The 16,666-nt window shown below is 74.9% G+C and carries 12 protein-coding genes and 2 pseudogenes; 7 read left to right on the forward strand and 7 right to left on the reverse strand.

Annotated features, from left to right (window positions below):
- Positions 1 to 2 precede the first annotated feature (2 nt).
- The gene (locus tag AB0910_RS17130) at positions 3 to 1,331 is read right to left on the reverse strand and encodes a PspC domain-containing protein (RefSeq protein ID WP_366745413.1); all 1,329 of its coding nucleotides are present in this window, start codon (positions 1,329 to 1,331) and stop codon (positions 3 to 5) included.
- 136 nt (positions 1,332 to 1,467) lie between these two features.
- Here AB0910_RS17130 and AB0910_RS17135 point away from each other — a divergent pair, with 136 nt between their 5' ends.
- Positions 1,468 to 3,072, forward strand: a complete 1,605-nt coding sequence (locus AB0910_RS17135) for a PspC domain-containing protein (protein WP_366745414.1) — start codon at positions 1,468 to 1,470, stop codon at positions 3,070 to 3,072.
- The gene (locus tag AB0910_RS17140) at positions 3,059 to 3,322 is read left to right on the forward strand and encodes a hypothetical protein (protein ID WP_366745415.1); all 264 of its coding nucleotides are present in this window, start codon (positions 3,059 to 3,061) and stop codon (positions 3,320 to 3,322) included. The genes AB0910_RS17135 and AB0910_RS17140 overlap by 14 nt, the downstream gene beginning before the upstream one ends.
- On the opposite strand, the gene AB0910_RS17145 is transcribed toward AB0910_RS17140, so the two are convergent.
- Together AB0910_RS17145 and AB0910_RS17150 are read right to left on the reverse strand one after the other, a co-directional pair.
- A complete protein-coding gene (locus AB0910_RS17145; RefSeq protein ID WP_366745416.1) occupies positions 3,229 to 3,759 on the reverse strand; it encodes a DoxX family protein in 531 nt (176 codons plus the stop codon). The genes AB0910_RS17140 and AB0910_RS17145 overlap by 94 nt on opposite strands.
- 252 nt (positions 3,760 to 4,011) lie before the next feature.
- The gene (locus AB0910_RS17150) at positions 4,012 to 5,286 is read right to left on the reverse strand and encodes a hypothetical protein (protein WP_366745417.1); all 1,275 of its coding nucleotides are present in this window, start codon (positions 5,284 to 5,286) and stop codon (positions 4,012 to 4,014) included.
- A 380-nt stretch (positions 5,287 to 5,666) separates the two neighbouring features.
- On the opposite strand from AB0910_RS17150, the gene AB0910_RS17155 reads away from it, so the two are divergent.
- From AB0910_RS17155 to AB0910_RS17165, 3 genes are all read left to right on the forward strand, one after another.
- On the forward strand, positions 5,667 to 6,008 hold the full coding sequence (locus AB0910_RS17155; protein WP_366745418.1) for a MerR family transcriptional regulator: 342 nt from the start codon (positions 5,667 to 5,669) through the stop codon (positions 6,006 to 6,008).
- Positions 6,009 to 6,318: 310 nt separating this feature from the next.
- Positions 6,319 to 6,522, forward strand: a complete 204-nt coding sequence (locus AB0910_RS17160; protein ID WP_345652238.1) for a cold-shock protein — start codon at positions 6,319 to 6,321, stop codon at positions 6,520 to 6,522.
- 239 nt (positions 6,523 to 6,761) lie between these two features.
- Positions 6,762 to 8,363, forward strand: coding sequence for a DEAD/DEAH box helicase (locus AB0910_RS17165; protein ID WP_366745419.1), 1,602 nt, complete (start codon positions 6,762 to 6,764; stop codon positions 8,361 to 8,363).
- A 254-nt stretch (positions 8,364 to 8,617) separates the two neighbouring features.
- Here AB0910_RS17165 and AB0910_RS17170 read toward each other — a convergent pair.
- A pseudogene (locus AB0910_RS17170) lies at positions 8,618 to 9,202 on the reverse strand (DUF998 domain-containing protein); the annotation flags it as partial.
- A 189-nt stretch (positions 9,203 to 9,391) separates the two neighbouring features.
- Here AB0910_RS17170 and AB0910_RS17175 point away from each other — a divergent pair.
- Positions 9,392 to 10,306, forward strand: a complete 915-nt coding sequence (locus tag AB0910_RS17175; RefSeq protein WP_366745420.1) for a hypothetical protein — start codon at positions 9,392 to 9,394, stop codon at positions 10,304 to 10,306.
- Between the two features lie 57 nt (positions 10,307 to 10,363).
- Here the strand turns inward: AB0910_RS17175 and guaA are convergent, their stop codons facing one another.
- Positions 10,364 to 11,959, reverse strand: a complete 1,596-nt coding sequence (gene guaA / locus AB0910_RS17180; protein ID WP_366745421.1) for a glutamine-hydrolyzing GMP synthase — start codon at positions 11,957 to 11,959, stop codon at positions 10,364 to 10,366.
- 358 nt (positions 11,960 to 12,317) lie between these two features.
- On the opposite strand from guaA, the pseudogene AB0910_RS17185 reads away from it, so the two are divergent.
- A pseudogene (locus AB0910_RS17185) lies at positions 12,318 to 12,617 on the forward strand (chorismate mutase); the annotation flags it as partial.
- Between the two features lie 498 nt (positions 12,618 to 13,115).
- On the opposite strand, the gene AB0910_RS17190 reads toward AB0910_RS17185, so the two are convergent.
- Both AB0910_RS17190 and AB0910_RS17195 read right to left on the reverse strand, forming a co-directional pair.
- Positions 13,116 to 14,966, reverse strand: coding sequence for a GMC family oxidoreductase (locus AB0910_RS17190; RefSeq protein WP_366745422.1), 1,851 nt, complete (start codon positions 14,964 to 14,966; stop codon positions 13,116 to 13,118).
- Between the two features lie 32 nt (positions 14,967 to 14,998).
- Positions 14,999 to 16,663: a succinic semialdehyde dehydrogenase gene (locus AB0910_RS17195; RefSeq protein WP_366745423.1), complete on the reverse strand. Its 1,665-nt coding sequence runs from the start codon at positions 16,661 to 16,663 to the stop codon at positions 14,999 to 15,001.
- Positions 16,664 to 16,666: the final 3 nt, after the last annotated feature.

Raw genomic sequence — 16,666 nt, forward strand, 5'->3', positions numbered from 1 at the left:
GCTCACGGCGCGTGCTCCTCGTCACCGCGGGTGCCTGCGGCAGCGGGTGCGTCGGGGGCGCGGTCCATCTCCAGCTCGACCACCGTGCCGCCCTCGGGGGCCGAGCGCAGCCGTGCCGTGCCGCCGTTGCGCCGCATCCTGCCGATGATCGAGCCGCGGACGCCCATCCGGTCCTCGGGCACCGCCTCCAGGTCGAAGCCGGGGCCGCGGTCCCGTACGGAGACGAAGACCGAACGCCCCTCCACCTCCGCGTACACCTGGACGGCCCCGCCGGAGCCGCCGTACTTCGCGGCGTTGACCATCGCCTCGCGCGCCGCCTGGAGCTGCGCGCCGAGCTTCTCGTCGAGCGGGCAGTCGCCGACGACGACCACCTCGATCGGGACCCCGTGGTGGTCCTCCACCTCGGCCGCCGCCTTGCGCACCGCCTCGGCGAGCGTGTCGGGCTCCTCGGCCTCGTCCTTGCCCGTGCCCTCCGGGCGGTACAGCCAGGCGCGCAACTCGCGCTCCTGGGCGCGGGCGAGGCGCCGCACCTCGCCGCCGTCGTCGGCACTGCGCTGGATCAGGGTGAGGGTGTGCAGCACGGAGTCGTGCACATGGGCGGCGACCTCCGCGCGCTCCTGCGCCCTGATGCGCATCGTCCGCTCCTCTGACAGGTCCTGCGTCATCCGTACGAGCCAGGGCCCGACGAGCAGCCCGACGCCCGCGACCACGGCGATCGACGCCGTGAGGACATTGCCGAACTGGGCGGCCGAGCCGCGCACCGCGACGAACACCGTGAGCCCGAGCCCGACAAGCGCCACGCCCGCGACGCCACGCGCCAGCTGGACCACCCGGCGGCGGCGGCCGATCTCCGTCCACCGGGCGCGGCGCGCGTTGTCCGCCTGGCGCCACACCAGCACGAGCCCGACGCCGATCAGCAGCATCGGCCAGATGTACGTGCCGGTGCCCGCGAGGCCCATGTTGACGTTGGCGACGAAGATGACCGCGCCGACGACCAGCGCGATCAGCGCGAAGACCTGGCCCTTGTCGGGCTTGCGCAGCCTGCGCCTGCCGTCCGGCAGCGTCTCGAACAGCGGCTTCGGCTGGGCGGACGACCTGCCACCCACGCCGAGCGGCACGACGATCCAGAACACCGCGTACAGCAGGGCTCCGAGGCCCTGCGCGAAGAACAGCGCGAGGAACGCGAGCCGCACCCAGACCACCGGCAGCCCCAGATGGCCGGCGAGCCCGCGCGCGACACCGCCGAGGAGCCGCCCGTCCACGCTGCGGTACAGCTTGCGCGGGGTCGGCTCCTGGGGCGCGGCGGCTCGGGGCGTGGCGGCGGCTGGCATGTGTCCGATGGTCACACGGGACGGGCGGGACGGGCACGGGTCGGCGCCGATATCAGGGACGTCGGGGGTCAATATCAGGGACGGCCCAGGGTCGGAGCCGGTGGAGACCGGGCCGCCCGGCAGCCACCATGGACCCATGACGATCCCGCGAGACCCCGAAGCCCCGGGCGAGCCGGACAGGCCCCCCGGCGGCGGAGGCCTGCCCGGCTCGGGCCCGCCCGACGCGGGGCGTGCGAGCGACGCAGAGGGCGCGGACGGCAGCGCGAGCCACGCGAGCCCTGCGGGCAGCGCGGACGGCGCGCGGGGCATGGACAAGGACGAGAAGGACAAGGACGAGGCCGGGGACGGGGCCGGGCGCAGGCAGCTGACGCGCAGCCCGCGCGGAAAGCTCGTGGGGGGCGTGTGCGCGGGCCTCGGCCGCTACTGCGACGTGGACCCGGTGATCTTCCGCATCGTCATCGGCGTCCTCGGCGTCGCGGGCGGGCTCGGGCTGATCTTCTACGGGTTCGCCTGGCTGCTGATCCCGCTGGAGGGCGAGGAGGAGAACGAGGGGCGCAGGATGCTCTCCGGCCGGGTCGAGGGCTCGGCGCTGATCGCGGTCCTCTTCGCGCTGGTCGGCTGCGGCCTCTTCCTCTCGATGCTGGGCAATGGCGGCACGCTGAGCTTCGCGGTCATGCTGGCCTGCGCGGCCGTCGCCTCCGCCGTCTGGTCCAAGCACCGGCGCGAGACGGGCAAGGGCGGCCCCTCCGACCCGGCCGGGGCGCACGGCGTGTCCGACGCGCCGCCGGAGACCAAGGCGCCGCCCGTGCCGGGCGGCAGCCCGTCCTGGTGGCGCGACCCCCTCGCCAGGGACGGCGCGGGCGGCCACCGCGCGGCGACCTATCTGTGGGGGCCCGCGGAGGAGCCGCCCGCCCGCCGCGGCGCCACCCGCGGGCGGGACCTGCACCGCGCCTGGGCCGCGGCCTGGGGCCGGAGCGCGGCGGCCGGCGCCGACACGGCCGGGCCGGGCGCGGGCGCGGCCGCCCCGCCCTGGGCGGAAGCAACCGCCGGGTGGCACGAGCCGCGGCAGCAGCAGGACATCGGCGGCGCGATCTTCCTCGTGGCGCTGATCGCGGGCGCGCTCTGCGCGTATCTCGCCTGGGACACGCACCCCTTCGCGGGCGCGCTCCAGATCGCGCTGGTCGCAGTGGTGGCCGTGCTGGGTCTCGGGCTCGTCGTGACGTCGTTCCTCGGCCGCGCCGCCTTCGGCACGGTGGTCCTGACGGTGATCGCGACACTGCTGCTCGCGGCGGCCACCGCCCTGCCCGACGACGCCACCGCGCACTGGAGCACGCAGACCTGGCGGCCCACGAGCGCCGCCGCCGTGCAGGGCGCGTACCGGCTCGGCACGGGCGTCGGCACGCTCGACCTGCGGGGCCTGGCGATACCGGCGGGCACCACGCTGCGCACGACGGCGCATGTGGGCGGCGGTCGGCTGAAGGTGCTGGTCCCCGCGGGCACCGCCCTCGACGTGCGGGCGTCGACCACCGCAGGAGCCGTCCGGCTGCCCGGGGACGCGCCCGACGAGCTGCACATCGCCCCCGACCAGCACCTGCACAGGACGTACCCGCCGCTTCCCGGCCCCGCGGCCGGAGGGCGGCAGGACTCCGGTCCGGCCCGGCAGTGGACGAGGCCCCCGGTGCTGGCGCTCACACTGGATGTCGGTCTTGGAGAGGTGGAGGTGACCCGTGCGGCGTCGTGAGGCGAGGCCGGGACGGCTGATCGTGGGGCTCGCGGCCCTGGCCACGGCCGTGCTGTACGGGGGCGACGCGGCGGGCGCCTGGCACACCCGGTGGTACACGGCGCTGCCGCTGCTCGCCGCCGCCCTCGCGCTGGCCGCGGTCGTCGGGATCGTGGGTCACGCCGTCCGGCGGCGGCGCCCGGGCAGGAGCGAGTCGACGGACAGCACGGGCGCGCCGACCACGACGAGCGGCAGCCAGGCCATGAGGTAGGCCAGGTCGTTGCCGTAGTAGTACGGCGTGGACTGCCAGCTGACGGTGAGCCACAGGCTCAGCGAGATCAGCGCGCCGCCCGCGGCGGCGACCCGGCCCAGGATCCCGAAGAGGGTCCCGATGCCGACCGCGAGCTCCCCGAGCGCGATCGCGAGGCCGAAGCCGCCGGGGCTCTTGAGCGCCAGGTCGACGAGCGCGGGGATGGCGGCGCTGTCGCGCACGCCCCGCATCATGTCGCCGATCGAGCCGGGCCCGCCGGCGTCGAAGAAGCCGTGGGTGGTGAGCTTGTCGATGCCCGCGTAGAGAAAGGTGACGCCGAGGAAGACGCGCAGCGGGAGCAGCCCGTACACGGCGGGTATGCCCCGCAGGCCGCGCGGCCTCTCCCCGCCGCCGTCGTGCACCGTCCCCAAGCCGGTCGTCCGAAAGCTCTGTGCCATGGCGGTCTGCCTCCCTGTCCGCGCCGTTGCCCGCGAGCCGGTCCCGCACGCGCGCTTCATCAGTGCATACGCGCCCGGCCCCAGGGACGCTCACCCCGGCCCCCGGAAACCCGCATTCTCACGTCCTTCTCACGTTCCCCCGCCCGCGCGGGACCGGCACCCGGCGCCGGCTCCGCGGTCCGCGCCCGCGGCACGTCCGCCCGCGGCACGTCCGCCCGCGGCCGGCCGGACGCGGCCCAGGCCGGGCGCGGCCTAGTCGCAGACCTCGACCGTGACGCTGTTGGTCTCGACGCCGGCCGCCGTGACGACCTGGACCGCGACAGGGCCGGGCTCGACCTCCACGGGGACGGGCACGGTCAGGAGGGCGTCGGAGGGGTTGGCGAAGCCGCCGGGGACGGGGACCAGCGGGACGTGGACATGGACGGCCCCTATCCGTACGACCATGCCGGCAAGCCGGTCCGGGGTCGCGGCACCCTGCGGTACGAAGCCCGCGCCGCGGATCTCGATGTCGTCGCCCGTCCTGATCGGCGCGTCCAGGTCGCCCGCCTCCCGTGAGCGCACCACGGAGAGCACGACGGGCCGGGTGCCGTCGGCGAACCTGCCCGCGAGATACGTGGCGGCCGAGACCGCGACGAGCAGGGCGAGGGCCCAGGGCAGGTCGGGGAGCTGGTCGGGGCGCCTGGCGAGGCGCACGGCGCAGAAGACCACGGCTGCCGCGTTGACGAAGGCGTACTGCACGTCGGTGAAGCTGCCGCGGCGGTCGTCGTCGCAGAGCAGGTCGGCGAGGCGCGGCCGGTCGGCGCGCACCTTCTGGAGGGTGCGGGCGGCGACCCGCGCGGCGACGACCTTGCGGACGGCGACGGCGACCGCGCACACCACGGCGAGGACCGTCAGCAGCCCGGCGCCGCGCGCCAGCGCGAGCCCGGAGACCAGCGCGTCGCGGTCGCCGTGCCGGGACGCGCCCGCGAGCTGGAGCGCGAGGACGAGCACCGAGAAGACGGCGAGCAGCAGCCACGCGGAGGCGACCGTGCGGGACGTCGACAGCCGGTTGTCCTCGCCGACGAGCGGCGCGAGCAGGCCGCCCCTGCCCCGGTGCAGGGTGGCCGCCGCCGTCAGCAGCCCGCCGAGCAGCGCCGCGGCGACAAGACCCGCCGTGCGGGCCGTGCTCCACCCGGCGCCGACCGCGGTGAGCGCCTGGACGAGGACCAGGACCACGAAGCCGCCCCACACCGCGCACAGGGTGACGCGCCAGACGGACAGCAGCCAGGCGCGGCCCGCCTCGCGGGCCCGCTCCGCGACGGTGCGCGCGGTCTGCGTCAGCTCGTCCGACACCCACTGGCGCGAGGCGCTCGCCGAGTGCCGTACGGCGGCGGGCAGGCCCCGGCCCGCGGCGAAGGTGTCCCGCTTCTCGGTGAACGCGGCGACGGCGCGCCGGTGCCCCTCGCGCGCCCCGTGCGGGCAGTCCCCGCAGGTGCACCCGCCCTCGTGCGCCGCGCCGGCACGCTCCGCACCCTCCCGCACCGCCACGCCGAACGCCACCTTCCCCGCCCCTACGCCCGAGGCGCGGACCCGCTACCGGCCCACGAGCCTCGGACACCTGAACTTCCGTGTGATGAGAGGGAATTCTGCCGTACATACCGCACGGCTCCGGCCGGATCGGCCGTCCCGCGGGTGACGACCCCGTCACGATCCGGAAGCAGCCGCCCACGCCGCGCGCCCCGCGGGGCCGGGACGCGACCGGGACACGGCGGCACGAGATACGGCAAAGCTGTCGCGAGCGTTGGAGACATGCTCGGGTCACCGGCTAGAGTTCTTCGCGGGACACAGCGGCCGGCCGTACGACCGGCGCCGATCGCCCCGGCCGCACCGCCGGCCGCTGCGCCCCGGCACTTCCGGAAGAGGTACGCATGACCCCAGAAGCCAGGCCCCGCGCGGCGGACCGGCTCGACGACGACGACTACCCGGCCTTCACCATGGGCCGCGCTGCGGAGATGATCGGCGCCACCCCGGCGTTCCTGCGCTCGCTCGGCGAGGCCAGGCTGATCACCCCGCTGCGCTCGGAGGGAGGTCACCGCAGGTACTCCCGCTACCAGTTGCGCATCGCGGCCCGCGCGCGCGAGCTGGTCGACGGTGGCACGCCCGTCGAGGCCGCCTGCCGCATCATCATCCTGGAGGACCAGCTCGAAGAGGCGCTCAGGCTCAACGAGGAGCTGCGCCGCGGGGCGGAAGGCGACAGGAGACCCGCCTAGACCGCACGCAAGGGCGGACGAAAATCTATCGCCACGAGTGCAGAATGTGGGCCTGTCGGCTGGGAAACTTCATGCGGCCGACAGGCGAACAGAAATCTTTCCGCGCACATTCAGGGCCACCATGCTAGGCTCGATGGCAGTTGCAGTTGTGGTTCCCAAAACTTCGAGTGCGCTTACCGGATCCGCATCCGGCAGGTGCACTTTCGTTTTTACCGGACCCCCCGTTCACGCGGGAGGCCCTGGCGGGGCAATCACCGGCAACACGGAATCGCACAGGGCGGTTCCGACATTGCCCCGAATGGAGAATGTTATGGCCACCGGAACCGTGAAGTGGTTCAACTCGGAAAAGGGCTTCGGCTTCATCGAGCAGGACGGCGGCGGCGCCGACGTCTTCGCCCACTACTCGAACATCAACGCCCAGGGCTACCGTGAGCTCCAGGAGGGCCAGAAGGTCAGCTTCGACGTCACGCAGGGCCAGAAGGGCCCGCAGGCGGAGAACATCGTCCCCGCCTGACCCGCGCGGCCCCCACGGGCACTGGAGCCGGGGTTTCGGCCTTCCGCCGAAGCCCCGGCTCCGCCGTGTCCGCCCCCCGGGTGCGGAATTTCCACCGCACCGGCAAGAATGCGGCCCGGCCGAACAGAGGCCGTTCACCGCTGCATCCCCGGCCCGTTCCAGCGAATCTTCGCACCGTTCCGCGATATCGACGGTGCCGGGAATTCCTTGACACGTGCCGCATCAAGGAAGGTTCAGCCTTGAACCGATCGCCCGGCACAGACAACCAGTCCTCCCGCTCCTCTCGCGGAGCCTCCGCACGCCGCTCGGGCCCGGCCGGCTCCGGCGGCCGCAGAAGCGGCCAGCGCCGCAGCTCGGGCGGCGGCAGGGGCGGCCAGACCGCCCAGCCGCGCGCCTTCGCCGCGCCGGAGCCCCTCACCCCCGCGCTGCCGCCCGCCGCGTCCTTCGAGGAGGCGGGCCTGCCCGCCCCGCTGCTCACCGCCCTGGCCGCCGAGGGCGTCACCGTGCCCTTCCCCGTACAGGCCGCGACGCTGCCCAACTCGCTCGCGGGCCGCGACGTGCTCGGCCGCGGCAGGACGGGCTCGGGCAAGACCCTCGCCTTCGGCCTCAGCATGCTCGCCCGCACGGCGGGCAGGCGCGCGGCCGCGCGCCGCCCGCTGGCCCTCGTCCTGGTCCCGACAAGGGAGCTCGCGCAGCAGGTCGAGGCCGCGCTCACCCCGTACGCGAAGGCGCTGCGGCTGCGCACGGCGACCGTCGTCGGCGGTCTCTCCATCGGCAGGCAGGCGGACGCGCTGCGCGCGGGCGCCGAGATCGTCGTGGCGACGCCCGGACGGCTGCGCGACCTCGTGGAGCGCGGCGACTGCGTGCTCTCCGACGTGACGATCAGCGTCCTCGACGAGGCCGACCAGATGGCCGACATGGGGTTCATGCCGCAGGTCACCGCGCTGGTCGACCAGGTCGCCCCGGACGCGCAGCACATGCTGTTCTCCGCCACGCTCGACGCCAACATCGACCGTCTCGTACGGCGTTACCTCAACGACCCCGTGGTGCACATCGGCGACCCCGCCGACGGCGTCGTCAGCACGATGGAGCACCACGTGCTGCACGTGCGCGACCTGGACAAGCAGGCCGTGACCGTGCGGATCGCGGCCCGCGAGGGCCGGGTGCTGATGTTCCTCGACACCAAGCACGCGGCGGACCGGCTGGCGAAGAACCTGCTCAAGCAGGGCGTACGGGCCGCGGCCCTGCACGGCGGCAAGTCCCAGTCGCAGCGCACCAGGACCCTGACGCAGTTCAAGGACGGCCTGGTCAACGTGCTGGTCGCCACGAACGTCGCAGCCCGCGGCATCCACGTCGACCAGCTCGACCTGGTCGTCAACGTCGACCCGCCCGCCGACCACAAGGACTACCTGCACCGCGGCGGCCGCACGGCGCGCGCCGGGGAGTCCGGCCTCGTCGTCACGCTCGTCCTGCCCGACCAGCGGCGCGAGGTCGCCCGGCTGGTCACCGCGGCGGGGATCACCGCGCAGACCACACAGGTCGCCTCCAGTGGCGAGGAGTTGGGCCGGATCACCGGCGCGCGCGAGCCCTCGGGCGTGCCCGTCGTCATCACGCCGCCGCAGGCCCCTGCGGCGCGCCCCGCGGGCTCGTCCTCCCGTGGCCGCGGCTCGCGGCCCGGCGGCCGGCGCCGCGGCGGCGCGGGTTCCGCCGCCGCACGCGAGACGGTCCCGGCGCCGCGCGCGAGGCGCCCGCACCGGGGCGAGGAGCGTCCCGGCACCGAGGCGCCGCGCACCGAGGCGGCACGCGGCGGCGGCCGGCGCCGCCGCACCGAACGCGGCTGACGGACACGGCGCAACGACAGGGCCCGGGGCCGGAGGCGTCCACGTGACGCCCCCGGCCCCGGGCCCTTCGCCGTCCCGTGCGGCGCCCGGGGACCGCCGGGGCGCGGGGCTCACCCCGTACGGTCGGGCCACCGCCCGGGGCGGCCGTCCGCCGCGGGACCGGAGCCGGGCAGGGTCTCGGGGCCCGGCCCCGGCAGGGTCTCGGGGGCGGGCGGCTCGTGCGTGCCGGGCGCAGGGGCGTACGTCCGCCGGGGCGCACGCGCGCAGGAGAGGACGACCAGCAGCGGCCAGAGGGCCTGGGCCAGGGTGACGACGCGCTCCGCCGTGCCCGGCAGGCGCGGGGCGCCCGCGCGGTGCAGCTCGATCCAGAACCAGGTGGCGCCGATCCACATCAGGGCGCTCGCCGCGGTGGCGGGGGCCGGCCGCAGGCCCCAGGGCGCCGCGCGGCCCCCGCGCCCGACGGCGAGCACCGGCCAGAGCGCCAGCAGGACGAAGCCGACAGCGGCGATCGCGCCGTGGTGCAGCGAGCCGCCGCTGCTCGGCGCGGGGACCAGCGTCAGCGCGAGCGAGGCGGCACCGCCGCCGGCGAGCGCCACGCGGCCCGCGGCCGCCGCCTGCCGCAGGCCCGCGGCGATCGCGAGATAGCAGGCGCCGAGCGCGAGCAGGGCGCACGTCAGCACCCAGTAGCCGGGCGCGCCGTAGGCGCCGAGGACGCTGATCGACGTGGTGGCCGGGTCGTAGCGCGGGCCCTGGAGCAGCTGGGCGACCCACCAGCCGCCGACCAGCAGGACGGGGGCGGCCGACGCGGGGACCACGATCCACCAGGGCACCTTGCGCATCGGGAAACCGTAAAACAGGACATAACGGCTTCCGTGGCGCACACGCGGGGCCGCCGCGCCGCACCGCCGGGGCCGCCCTGCCGCACACCCGGGCCGCACCGCCGTTGACACGAGGCGGCGGACGCGTTGATCATCGCCAGGTCCCGCGCCGCACGGCGGCGTCCGCGAGGAGAGAGGCCCGGTGCTTCCATGACCGACAGCGAGCACACCGGGGCCGGGCCGCGAGGGCGCACGCTCGCGGCGGGCCAGCGCACCGTCGTCTGGACGGCCACCACGGGCCCCGGCGCGCCCGCACCGCTCTACGAGACGGACCGCGTGCTGCTCGAAGCCCCCAACTGGAGCCACGACGGCGGGAGTCTGCTGCTCAACGGCGACGGCCTGCTGTGGCGCCTCGACGTGCGCGAGGGCGCGGAGCCCGAAGTGGTGGAGCTGCGGGGCGTACCGCAGGTCAACAACGACCACGTGCTCTCGCCCGACGGCGACACGGTGTACGTGTCCGGCACGGACGGCCACCTGTACGCGGCGCCCGCGACCGGCGGCGACGGCGCCCGCCTCACCGAGGACGACTCCGTCCACCACTACCTGCACGGCGTCAGCCCGGACGGCGCGACCCTCGCCCACGTGCTGATCCCGCGCGGCGAGCCCGGCGCGCCCGGCAGGCTCGCGCTGATGCCCGCGGCGGGCGGGCCGAGCCGGGTCCTCGACACGGGCGAGGGCCACATCGACGGGCCCGAGTACTCCCCCGACGGCGCCTGGATCCTCTTCAACACCGAGTCCTTCACCGAGGCGCCTGGCCACGCCCAGCTCGCCCGCGTGCCCGCGCTCGGCGGGCCCGCCGAGCGGCTGCTCGCCTCGGACACCGTCGACTGGTTCCCGCACGTGTCGCCCGACGGGCGGTACGCCACCTACCTGTCGTTCCCCTCGGGCACGCTCGGGCACCCGGCGGACCTGGACGTCGCCGTCCGGCTCGTGCGGACCGACGACTGGGCGGCGCCCGTGCACAGCCACGCCCTCTTCGGCGGGCAGGGCACCCTCAACGTCAACAGCTGGGCGCCCGACAGCGAGCGCTTCGCCTTCGTGTCGTACCCGCTGACGGGGCGCTGAGGAACGCGGCGGCCCTCCGTACGCGCGAGTGGCGGCGCGTACGGAGGGCCGGCGCGGCTACTCCCACTCGATGGTGCCGGGGGGCTTGCTCGTCACATCGAGGACCACGCGGTTGACCTCGGCGACCTCGTTGGTGATGCGGGTGGAGATCTTCGCCAGCACGTCGTACGGGAGGCGGGACCAGTCGGCGGTCATCGCGTCCTCGGACGAGACGGGCCGCAGCACGATCGGGTGCCCGTAGGTGCGGCCGTCGCCCTGCACGCCCACGGAGCGCACGTCGGCGAGCAGCACCACGGGGCACTGCCAGATGTCGCGGTCGAGGCCCGCGGCCGTCAGCTCCTCGCGGGCGATCGCGTCGGCCTCGCGCAGCAGGTCGAGCCGCTCGCGCGTCACGTCGCCGACGATCCTGATCCCGAGTCCGGGTCCGGGGAAGGGCTGGCGCTGGACGATCTCCTCCGGCAGGCCGAGTTCCTGCCCGACCATCCTGACCTCGTCCTTGAACAGCTTGCGCAGCGGCTCGATCAGCTCGAACTCGATGTCGTCGGGGAGCCCGCCGACGTTGTGGTGGGACTTGATGTTCGCGGTGCCCGTGCCGCCGCCCGACTCCACGACGTCCGGGTAGAGGGTGCCCTGGACGAGGAACGCGACGTCCTCGCCCTCCGCGCCCGCCTCGGCGACGATCTCCGCCTGCGCCTGCTCGAAGACGCGGATGAACTCCCGGCCGATGATCTTCCGCTTCTGCTCGGGGTCACAGACTCCGGCCAGCGCGGCGAGGAAGCGCTCGGACGCGTCGACGACCTTGAGCTGTACGCCCGTCGCCGCGACGAAGTCCTTCTCGACCTGCTCGGTCTCGCCCTTGCGCATCAGGCCGTGGTCCACGTAGACGCAGGTCAGCTGCGTGCCGATGGCCTTCTGTACGAGCGCGGCCGCGACCGCGGAGTCCACGCCGCCCGACAGGCCGCAGATCGCGCGCTTGGTGCCGACCCTGGCGCGGATCTCCGCGACCTGTTCGTCCACCACGTTCTCCGTGGTCCACGTCGGGTCGATGCCGGCGCCGCGGTACAGGAAGTGCTCAAGCACCTGCTGCCCGTACGTCGAGTGCATGACCTCGGGGTGGTGCTGGACGCCGTAGAGCTTCTTCTCGTCGTTCTCGAAGGCGGCGACCGGGACCAGGTCGGTGGCGGCCGTGACGGTGAAGCCGGCGGGCGCGGCCGAGCAGGTGTCGCCGTGGGACATCCACACGGACTGCTCGGCGGGCGTGCCCTCGAAGAGGGTCGAGCCGGGCTTCGAGACGTGCAGCGGGGTGCCGCCGTACTCCCGGGTGCCGGTCGCCTCGACGGTGCCGCCGAGCGCCGTCGCCATCAGCTGGAAGCCGTAGCACATGCCGAAGACGGGGACGCCCGCCTCGAACAGCGAGGCGTCGAGGCGGGGCGCGCCCTCCGCGTACACCGACGAGGGGCCGCCGGACAGGATGATCGCCTTCGGCCGCTTGGCGAGCATCTCGGCCACCGGCATGGTGGACGGCACGATCTCGCTGAAGACCCGGGCCTCGCGGACCCGGCGGGCGATGAGCTGGGCGTACTGCGCGCCGAAGTCCACGACCAGGACCGTGTCCTCGGGGGAGTGGGCTGCGGTGGGTGGTGCTGCTGGCACGGGCGGCCTTCCGGCGGTGGGGCGGTGTGGTCGGTCGGTCCTGCCGATTCTACCGGCGCCCCCGCGACGCCGGCTCCGCCCGCACCCGCAGGCGCCGGGCGCCGGCGGTCCGTGCCGGGCGGCGCGGCGTGGCCGTCTCAGGATGCGAACGCCGCTTTGGTCCGCGCCGTGCGGCGGGTCCATACTGCCGGTATGCGCGAGCACACGACCTTCGTCTTTACCTATGGCACCGGCCAGTCCGGGTGCCACGGTCGTGCCGCTTGCTGAGCTGACAAGCGACTTCCGAAAGCGCCCCGGACCGGCACGGTCCCGGGGCGCTTTCGCATTCCGGGCCGCACCCGCACCCGGGGCTCCGCCCGCCACCGCACGAGGAGCACCCGCCATGACCACAGCGACCGGCGCCCACACCCCCGAGGCCACCACCGTCATCGAGGGCGCGCGCGAGCGCATCGACGCGCTCGACGACCGCATCATCGGCCTCATCCAGGAACGGATGGCGGTCTCGGCCGTCATCCAGGAGGCGCGCATGTCCTCCGGCGGCCGCCGGGTGAACATCGCGCGCGAGAACGAGATCCTCACGCACTACAGCACGGCCCTCGGCAGGCCGGGCGCCGGCCTCGCGCTGACCCTGCTCGAACTGTCGCGCGGGCGCGCCTGAACCGCGGGCGGCGCGGCTCGCATCCCCGTTCGGCAAGGGGGCGTGCGGGCTCTCACCCGTACGGCGCGTGACCGGGCGCGCCGGGGCTTCGTTGGACCGTGCGTCCGTGCCCGCCAGGCACGGGCGAGGCAGTACCGAGCAGTGATCAGCAGCATCCACGCGTGGCTCTGCCGGGGTGTGTGGCGTACCTGAGGTGCGCCGTGGGACCGCACCCCGGCGACGGTGACCGGACGGCAGGGGACAGCAGCCCGGTCACCCGGCTCGGCCGGTTCCGGGGACGCCCGGGACCGGCCGCGTCCGTTCCCCCGGCGACCCCGGCGACTGCCCGCCGGCACCCCGCACGCCCCCCTCCCGGCGACCCGCCGTTGTGACGCGCCTCACACAGGATCCGCAGAGTCGGATGACAACCATCTACGCGGGTCGCTGGTCTTGCATGCGTTGACCCGATCAAGGGACGCTGCACTCGGAGGGGGGTGCAGCGTCCCTTGCGGTGTCCCCTCAGGAGTCGGCGGCCCCCCGCGCGTGCGGCACCTCGGGCAGCGGCACGAACGGCAGCCGCAGCGCCCCGAACGCCCCGTCCGGCACGGCGGGCGCCTTCGGCTCCACCGCGCGCAGCCGGGCATACGGCTCGCCCTGCGCGGGCCTCGGGTCGGCCTCGCCCTTGTTCGGCCAGAGCGACATCGCGCGCTCCGCCTGCGCGGTGATCGTCAGCGCCGGGTTGACGCCGAGGTTGGCGGAGACCGCAGAGCCGTCGACGACCGAGATCCCCGGGTGTCCGTGGACCCTGTGGTACGGGTCGATCACGCCCTCGTCCGCCGACGCCCCGATCGCGCAGCCGCCCAGGAAGTGCGCGGTCAGCGGGGTGCCCATCAGCTCGCCCACATTGCTGCCTGGGAAGCCGCCGATCTCCTCCGCGAGCAGCGAGGCGGCACGCGTCGCCGCCGGTATCTGCTTCGGGTTGGGCTCGCCCCTGCCCTGCCGCGCGGTGAGCAGCCCCTTGCCAGGCCCGCGCGGCCTGCGGTACGTCGTCAGGGAGTTGTCGAGCGACTGCATCACCAGCCCGATGATGGTCCGCTCCGACCAGCGGCGGTTGGACAGCGACCGCAGCAGCTGCGCCGGGTGGCGCGCGGCGCGGCCGAACCAGCCGCGCACCCGGTGTTCGCCGTAGGGCACCTGGAGGATGGACAGCGCGCCCATCGCGTTCGAGCCGCGCCCGTAGCGCACGGGCTCCACGTGCGTGTGCTCGTCCGGATGGACCGACGAGGTGATCGCGACGCCCCGGGTGAAGTCGGCGCCCTCGGCGCCGTGCCGCGCCCGGTAGCGCCGGTCGTCGGTCTGCGCGCCCACCAGCGCCTCGGAGTTGGTGCGGGTCAGCTCGCCGAGCCTGGGCGAGAGCCGGGGCAGCAGGCCGCGGTCCCGCATGGTGTGCAGCAGCGTCTGCGTGCCGTACGTACCGGCCGCGACGACCACGTACCGCGACCTGAGCACCCGGTGGGCGCCCCGCCTGCGGCGGGCGTCGGTCGGCACGGTGACCACGCGGTGGCCGCCGCCGCGGTGCTCGGTCACGGCCGCCACCGTCGTCATCGGGTGGACCACGGCGCCCGCGCGCTCCGCGAGGTGGAGGTAGTTCTCGGTCACCGTGTTCTTCGCGCCGTGCCTGCACCCCGTCATGCACTCGCCGCACTCGGTGCAGGCCGTGCGCTCGGGGCCCGCGCCGCCGAAGTACGGGTCGGGCACCCGGGTGCCGGGCGCGACCGCGCCGCCGGCGGCCCCGTCCTCCACGGCGTCGGCGCCGTCGCCGAAGAACACGCCCACCGGCGCGAGCCGGAAGGTCTCCCCCACGCCCATCGCCTCGGCCGCCGCCCTCAGGTGCACGTCCGACGGGGTCGTCGTCGGGTTGGTGCGCACCCCGAGCATGCGCCGGGCCTGGTCGTAGTACGGGGCGAGCTCGTCGCGCCAGTCGGTGATCGACGCCCACTGCGGGTCGGTGAAGAAGGCGGGCGGCGGCACGTACAGCGTGTTGGCGTAGTTGAGCGAGCCACCGCCGACGCCCGCGCCCGCGAGCACCATCACGTTGCCGAGCAGGTGCACGCGCTGGATGCCGTACAGGCCGAGCGCGGGCGCCCAGAGGTAGTTGCGCACGTCCCAGGAGTTCTTCGGCAGGGTCTCGCGGGTGAAGCGGCGGCCCGCTTCGAGCACGCCGACGCGGTAGCCCTTCTCCGTCAGGCGCAGGGCGGCGACCGAGCCGCCGAACCCGGAGCCGACCACGACCACGTCGTAGTCGTATGCGGCGTCGTCGTCCTCCGGCAGGGATCGCGCGGGGGCGTTCGGGAACTGTTCCGTGGGCAAGCTTCCTGCCTCCCTCTCGGCGCCGGCACCGCTCAGCGCAGGCGTATCGCCTTCATCGCGCGCAGGCTGCGGGTCATGAACCGGGCATAGGCCGCGTCGTCCATGCCGAACGACGGCGCGAGCGGCAGCAGGCTCTGCCTGGCCACCGTCTGGACCTCGGTGAACTTCAGGATGCCGGGGGCGCCGTGGCGCCTGCCGAGCCCCGAGTCCTTCATGCCGCCCATGGGCGCGCGGACACTGCCGTAGGCGGCCGCGTACCCCTCGTTGACGTTGACGGTGCCGGTGCGCAGCCGGCGCGCCACGGCGGCGCCGTGGCGCGGACTGCGGGACCAGACGCTGGCGTTGAGGCCGTAGCGGCCCTCGTTGGCGCGGACCACGGCCTCCTCGTCGTCGCGCACCCGGTACAGCGACACGACCGGGCCGAACGTCTCGTCGGCGCAGACCGCCATCGGCTCGTCCACGCCGGTCAGCACGGTCGGCTCGTAGAAGTACGGGCCGATGTCGGGGCGCGCCGTGCCGCCCGCGAGGACCGTGGCGCCCTTCGCCACGGCGTCCTCGACGTGCGCGCTCACCGTCTTCAGCTGGCGCTCGCCGCACAGGGAGCCCATGTCGGCGCCGTACGCCAGCGCGGAGCCGAGCCGCATCGCCCGCACCCGGGCGGTGAACCGCTCGGTGAACGCGTCGGCGACCGACTCGTGCACATAGATGCGCTCGATCGACACGCACAGCTGGCCCGCGGAGGAGAAGCAGGCGCGCACCGCGCCCGCGGCCGCCTTCTCCACGTCGGCGTCGGCGAGCACCAGCATCGCGTTCTTGCCGCCGAGTTCGAGCGAGACGCCGACGAGGCGCTCGGCCGCGCCGCGCGCGACCTCGCGGCCCGTGCGGGTGGAGCCGGTGAACGCGACGTAGTCGGCGTGGCGCACCACCTCGGGCCCGACGACCCGGCCCTCGCCGAGCACCACCTGGAAGACCTCGGGCGGCAGCCCCGCCTCGACGAGCAGCTCGCGCGCCCACAGGGCGGTCAGCGCGGTCTCCGAATCCGGCTTCATCACGACCGCGTTGCCCGCGGCGAACGCGGGCAGCGCGTCGCCGACCGAGAGTTCCAGCGGGTAGTTCCACGGCACTATCTGCCCTATGACGCCCTTCGGCTGCCGCAGCTCGGTGACCCGCGTCAGGGCGGGTACGACGCCGGTGCGGCGGTGCGGCCCCAGGTAGGCGCGCGCGGCGCGGCCGTAGTGCCTGGCCTCCACGGCGACGCCCTGGACCTCCTCGTGCGCGTGCGACCTGGCCTTGCCCGTCTCCAGCTGGATCAGGTCGAGCGCCTCGGTCTGCCGGTCGAGCAGCAGGTCGTGGAAGCGCAGCAGGACGGCGGCGCGGCTGCGGACCGGCAGCGCGGCCCAGGCGGGCTGCGCCGCGCGGGCCCGCTCGAAGGCGGCCGCCACGTCGGAGGGGTCGGAGACGGGCAGCTCGGCGAGCACCTCGCCGGTGTAAGGGGTGTGGCTCGCGAAGCCGCCCGAGCCGACGACGCCCCTGGCCAGCCTGGCCACCAGCTCCGGTGTGACGACGTCGGCCGCGGTGCGGGCGGCGGCCGGGGCCTGCGCGACCGGGTTGGTGCCGGTCGCGTCCCCTGCGCCCGCGGCCCGCGGCGCGCCCGCTCCGGCTGCCGCCGCTGACTTCGTCGACTCTGCGTCCGTCATGCG

It is taken from the genome of Streptomyces sp. NPDC047002, assembly GCF_040704505.1.
In the GTDB taxonomy this organism is placed as follows: Bacteria; Actinomycetota; Actinomycetes; order Streptomycetales; family Streptomycetaceae; genus Streptomyces.

What these genes read in the sequence shown, in the direction of transcription:
- AB0910_RS17130 (WP_366745413.1), bottom strand. Translation starts at nt 1,331, where the DNA reads ATGCCAGCCGCCGCCACGCCCCGAGCCGCCGCGCCCCAGGAGCCGACC.
- AB0910_RS17135 (WP_366745414.1), top strand. Translation starts at nt 1,468, where the DNA reads ATGACGATCCCGCGAGACCCCGAAGCCCCGGGCGAGCCGGACAGGCCC.
- AB0910_RS17145 (WP_366745416.1), bottom strand. Translation starts at nt 3,759, where the DNA reads ATGGCACAGAGCTTTCGGACGACCGGCTTGGGGACGGTGCACGACGGC.
- AB0910_RS17155 (WP_366745418.1), top strand. Translation starts at nt 5,667, where the DNA reads ATGACCCCAGAAGCCAGGCCCCGCGCGGCGGACCGGCTCGACGACGAC.
- AB0910_RS17160 (WP_345652238.1), top strand. Translation starts at nt 6,319, where the DNA reads ATGGCCACCGGAACCGTGAAGTGGTTCAACTCGGAAAAGGGCTTCGGC.
- AB0910_RS17175 (WP_366745420.1), top strand. Translation starts at nt 9,392, where the DNA reads ATGACCGACAGCGAGCACACCGGGGCCGGGCCGCGAGGGCGCACGCTC.
- AB0910_RS17195 (WP_366745423.1), bottom strand. Translation starts at nt 16,663, where the DNA reads ATGACGGACGCAGAGTCGACGAAGTCAGCGGCGGCAGCCGGAGCGGGC.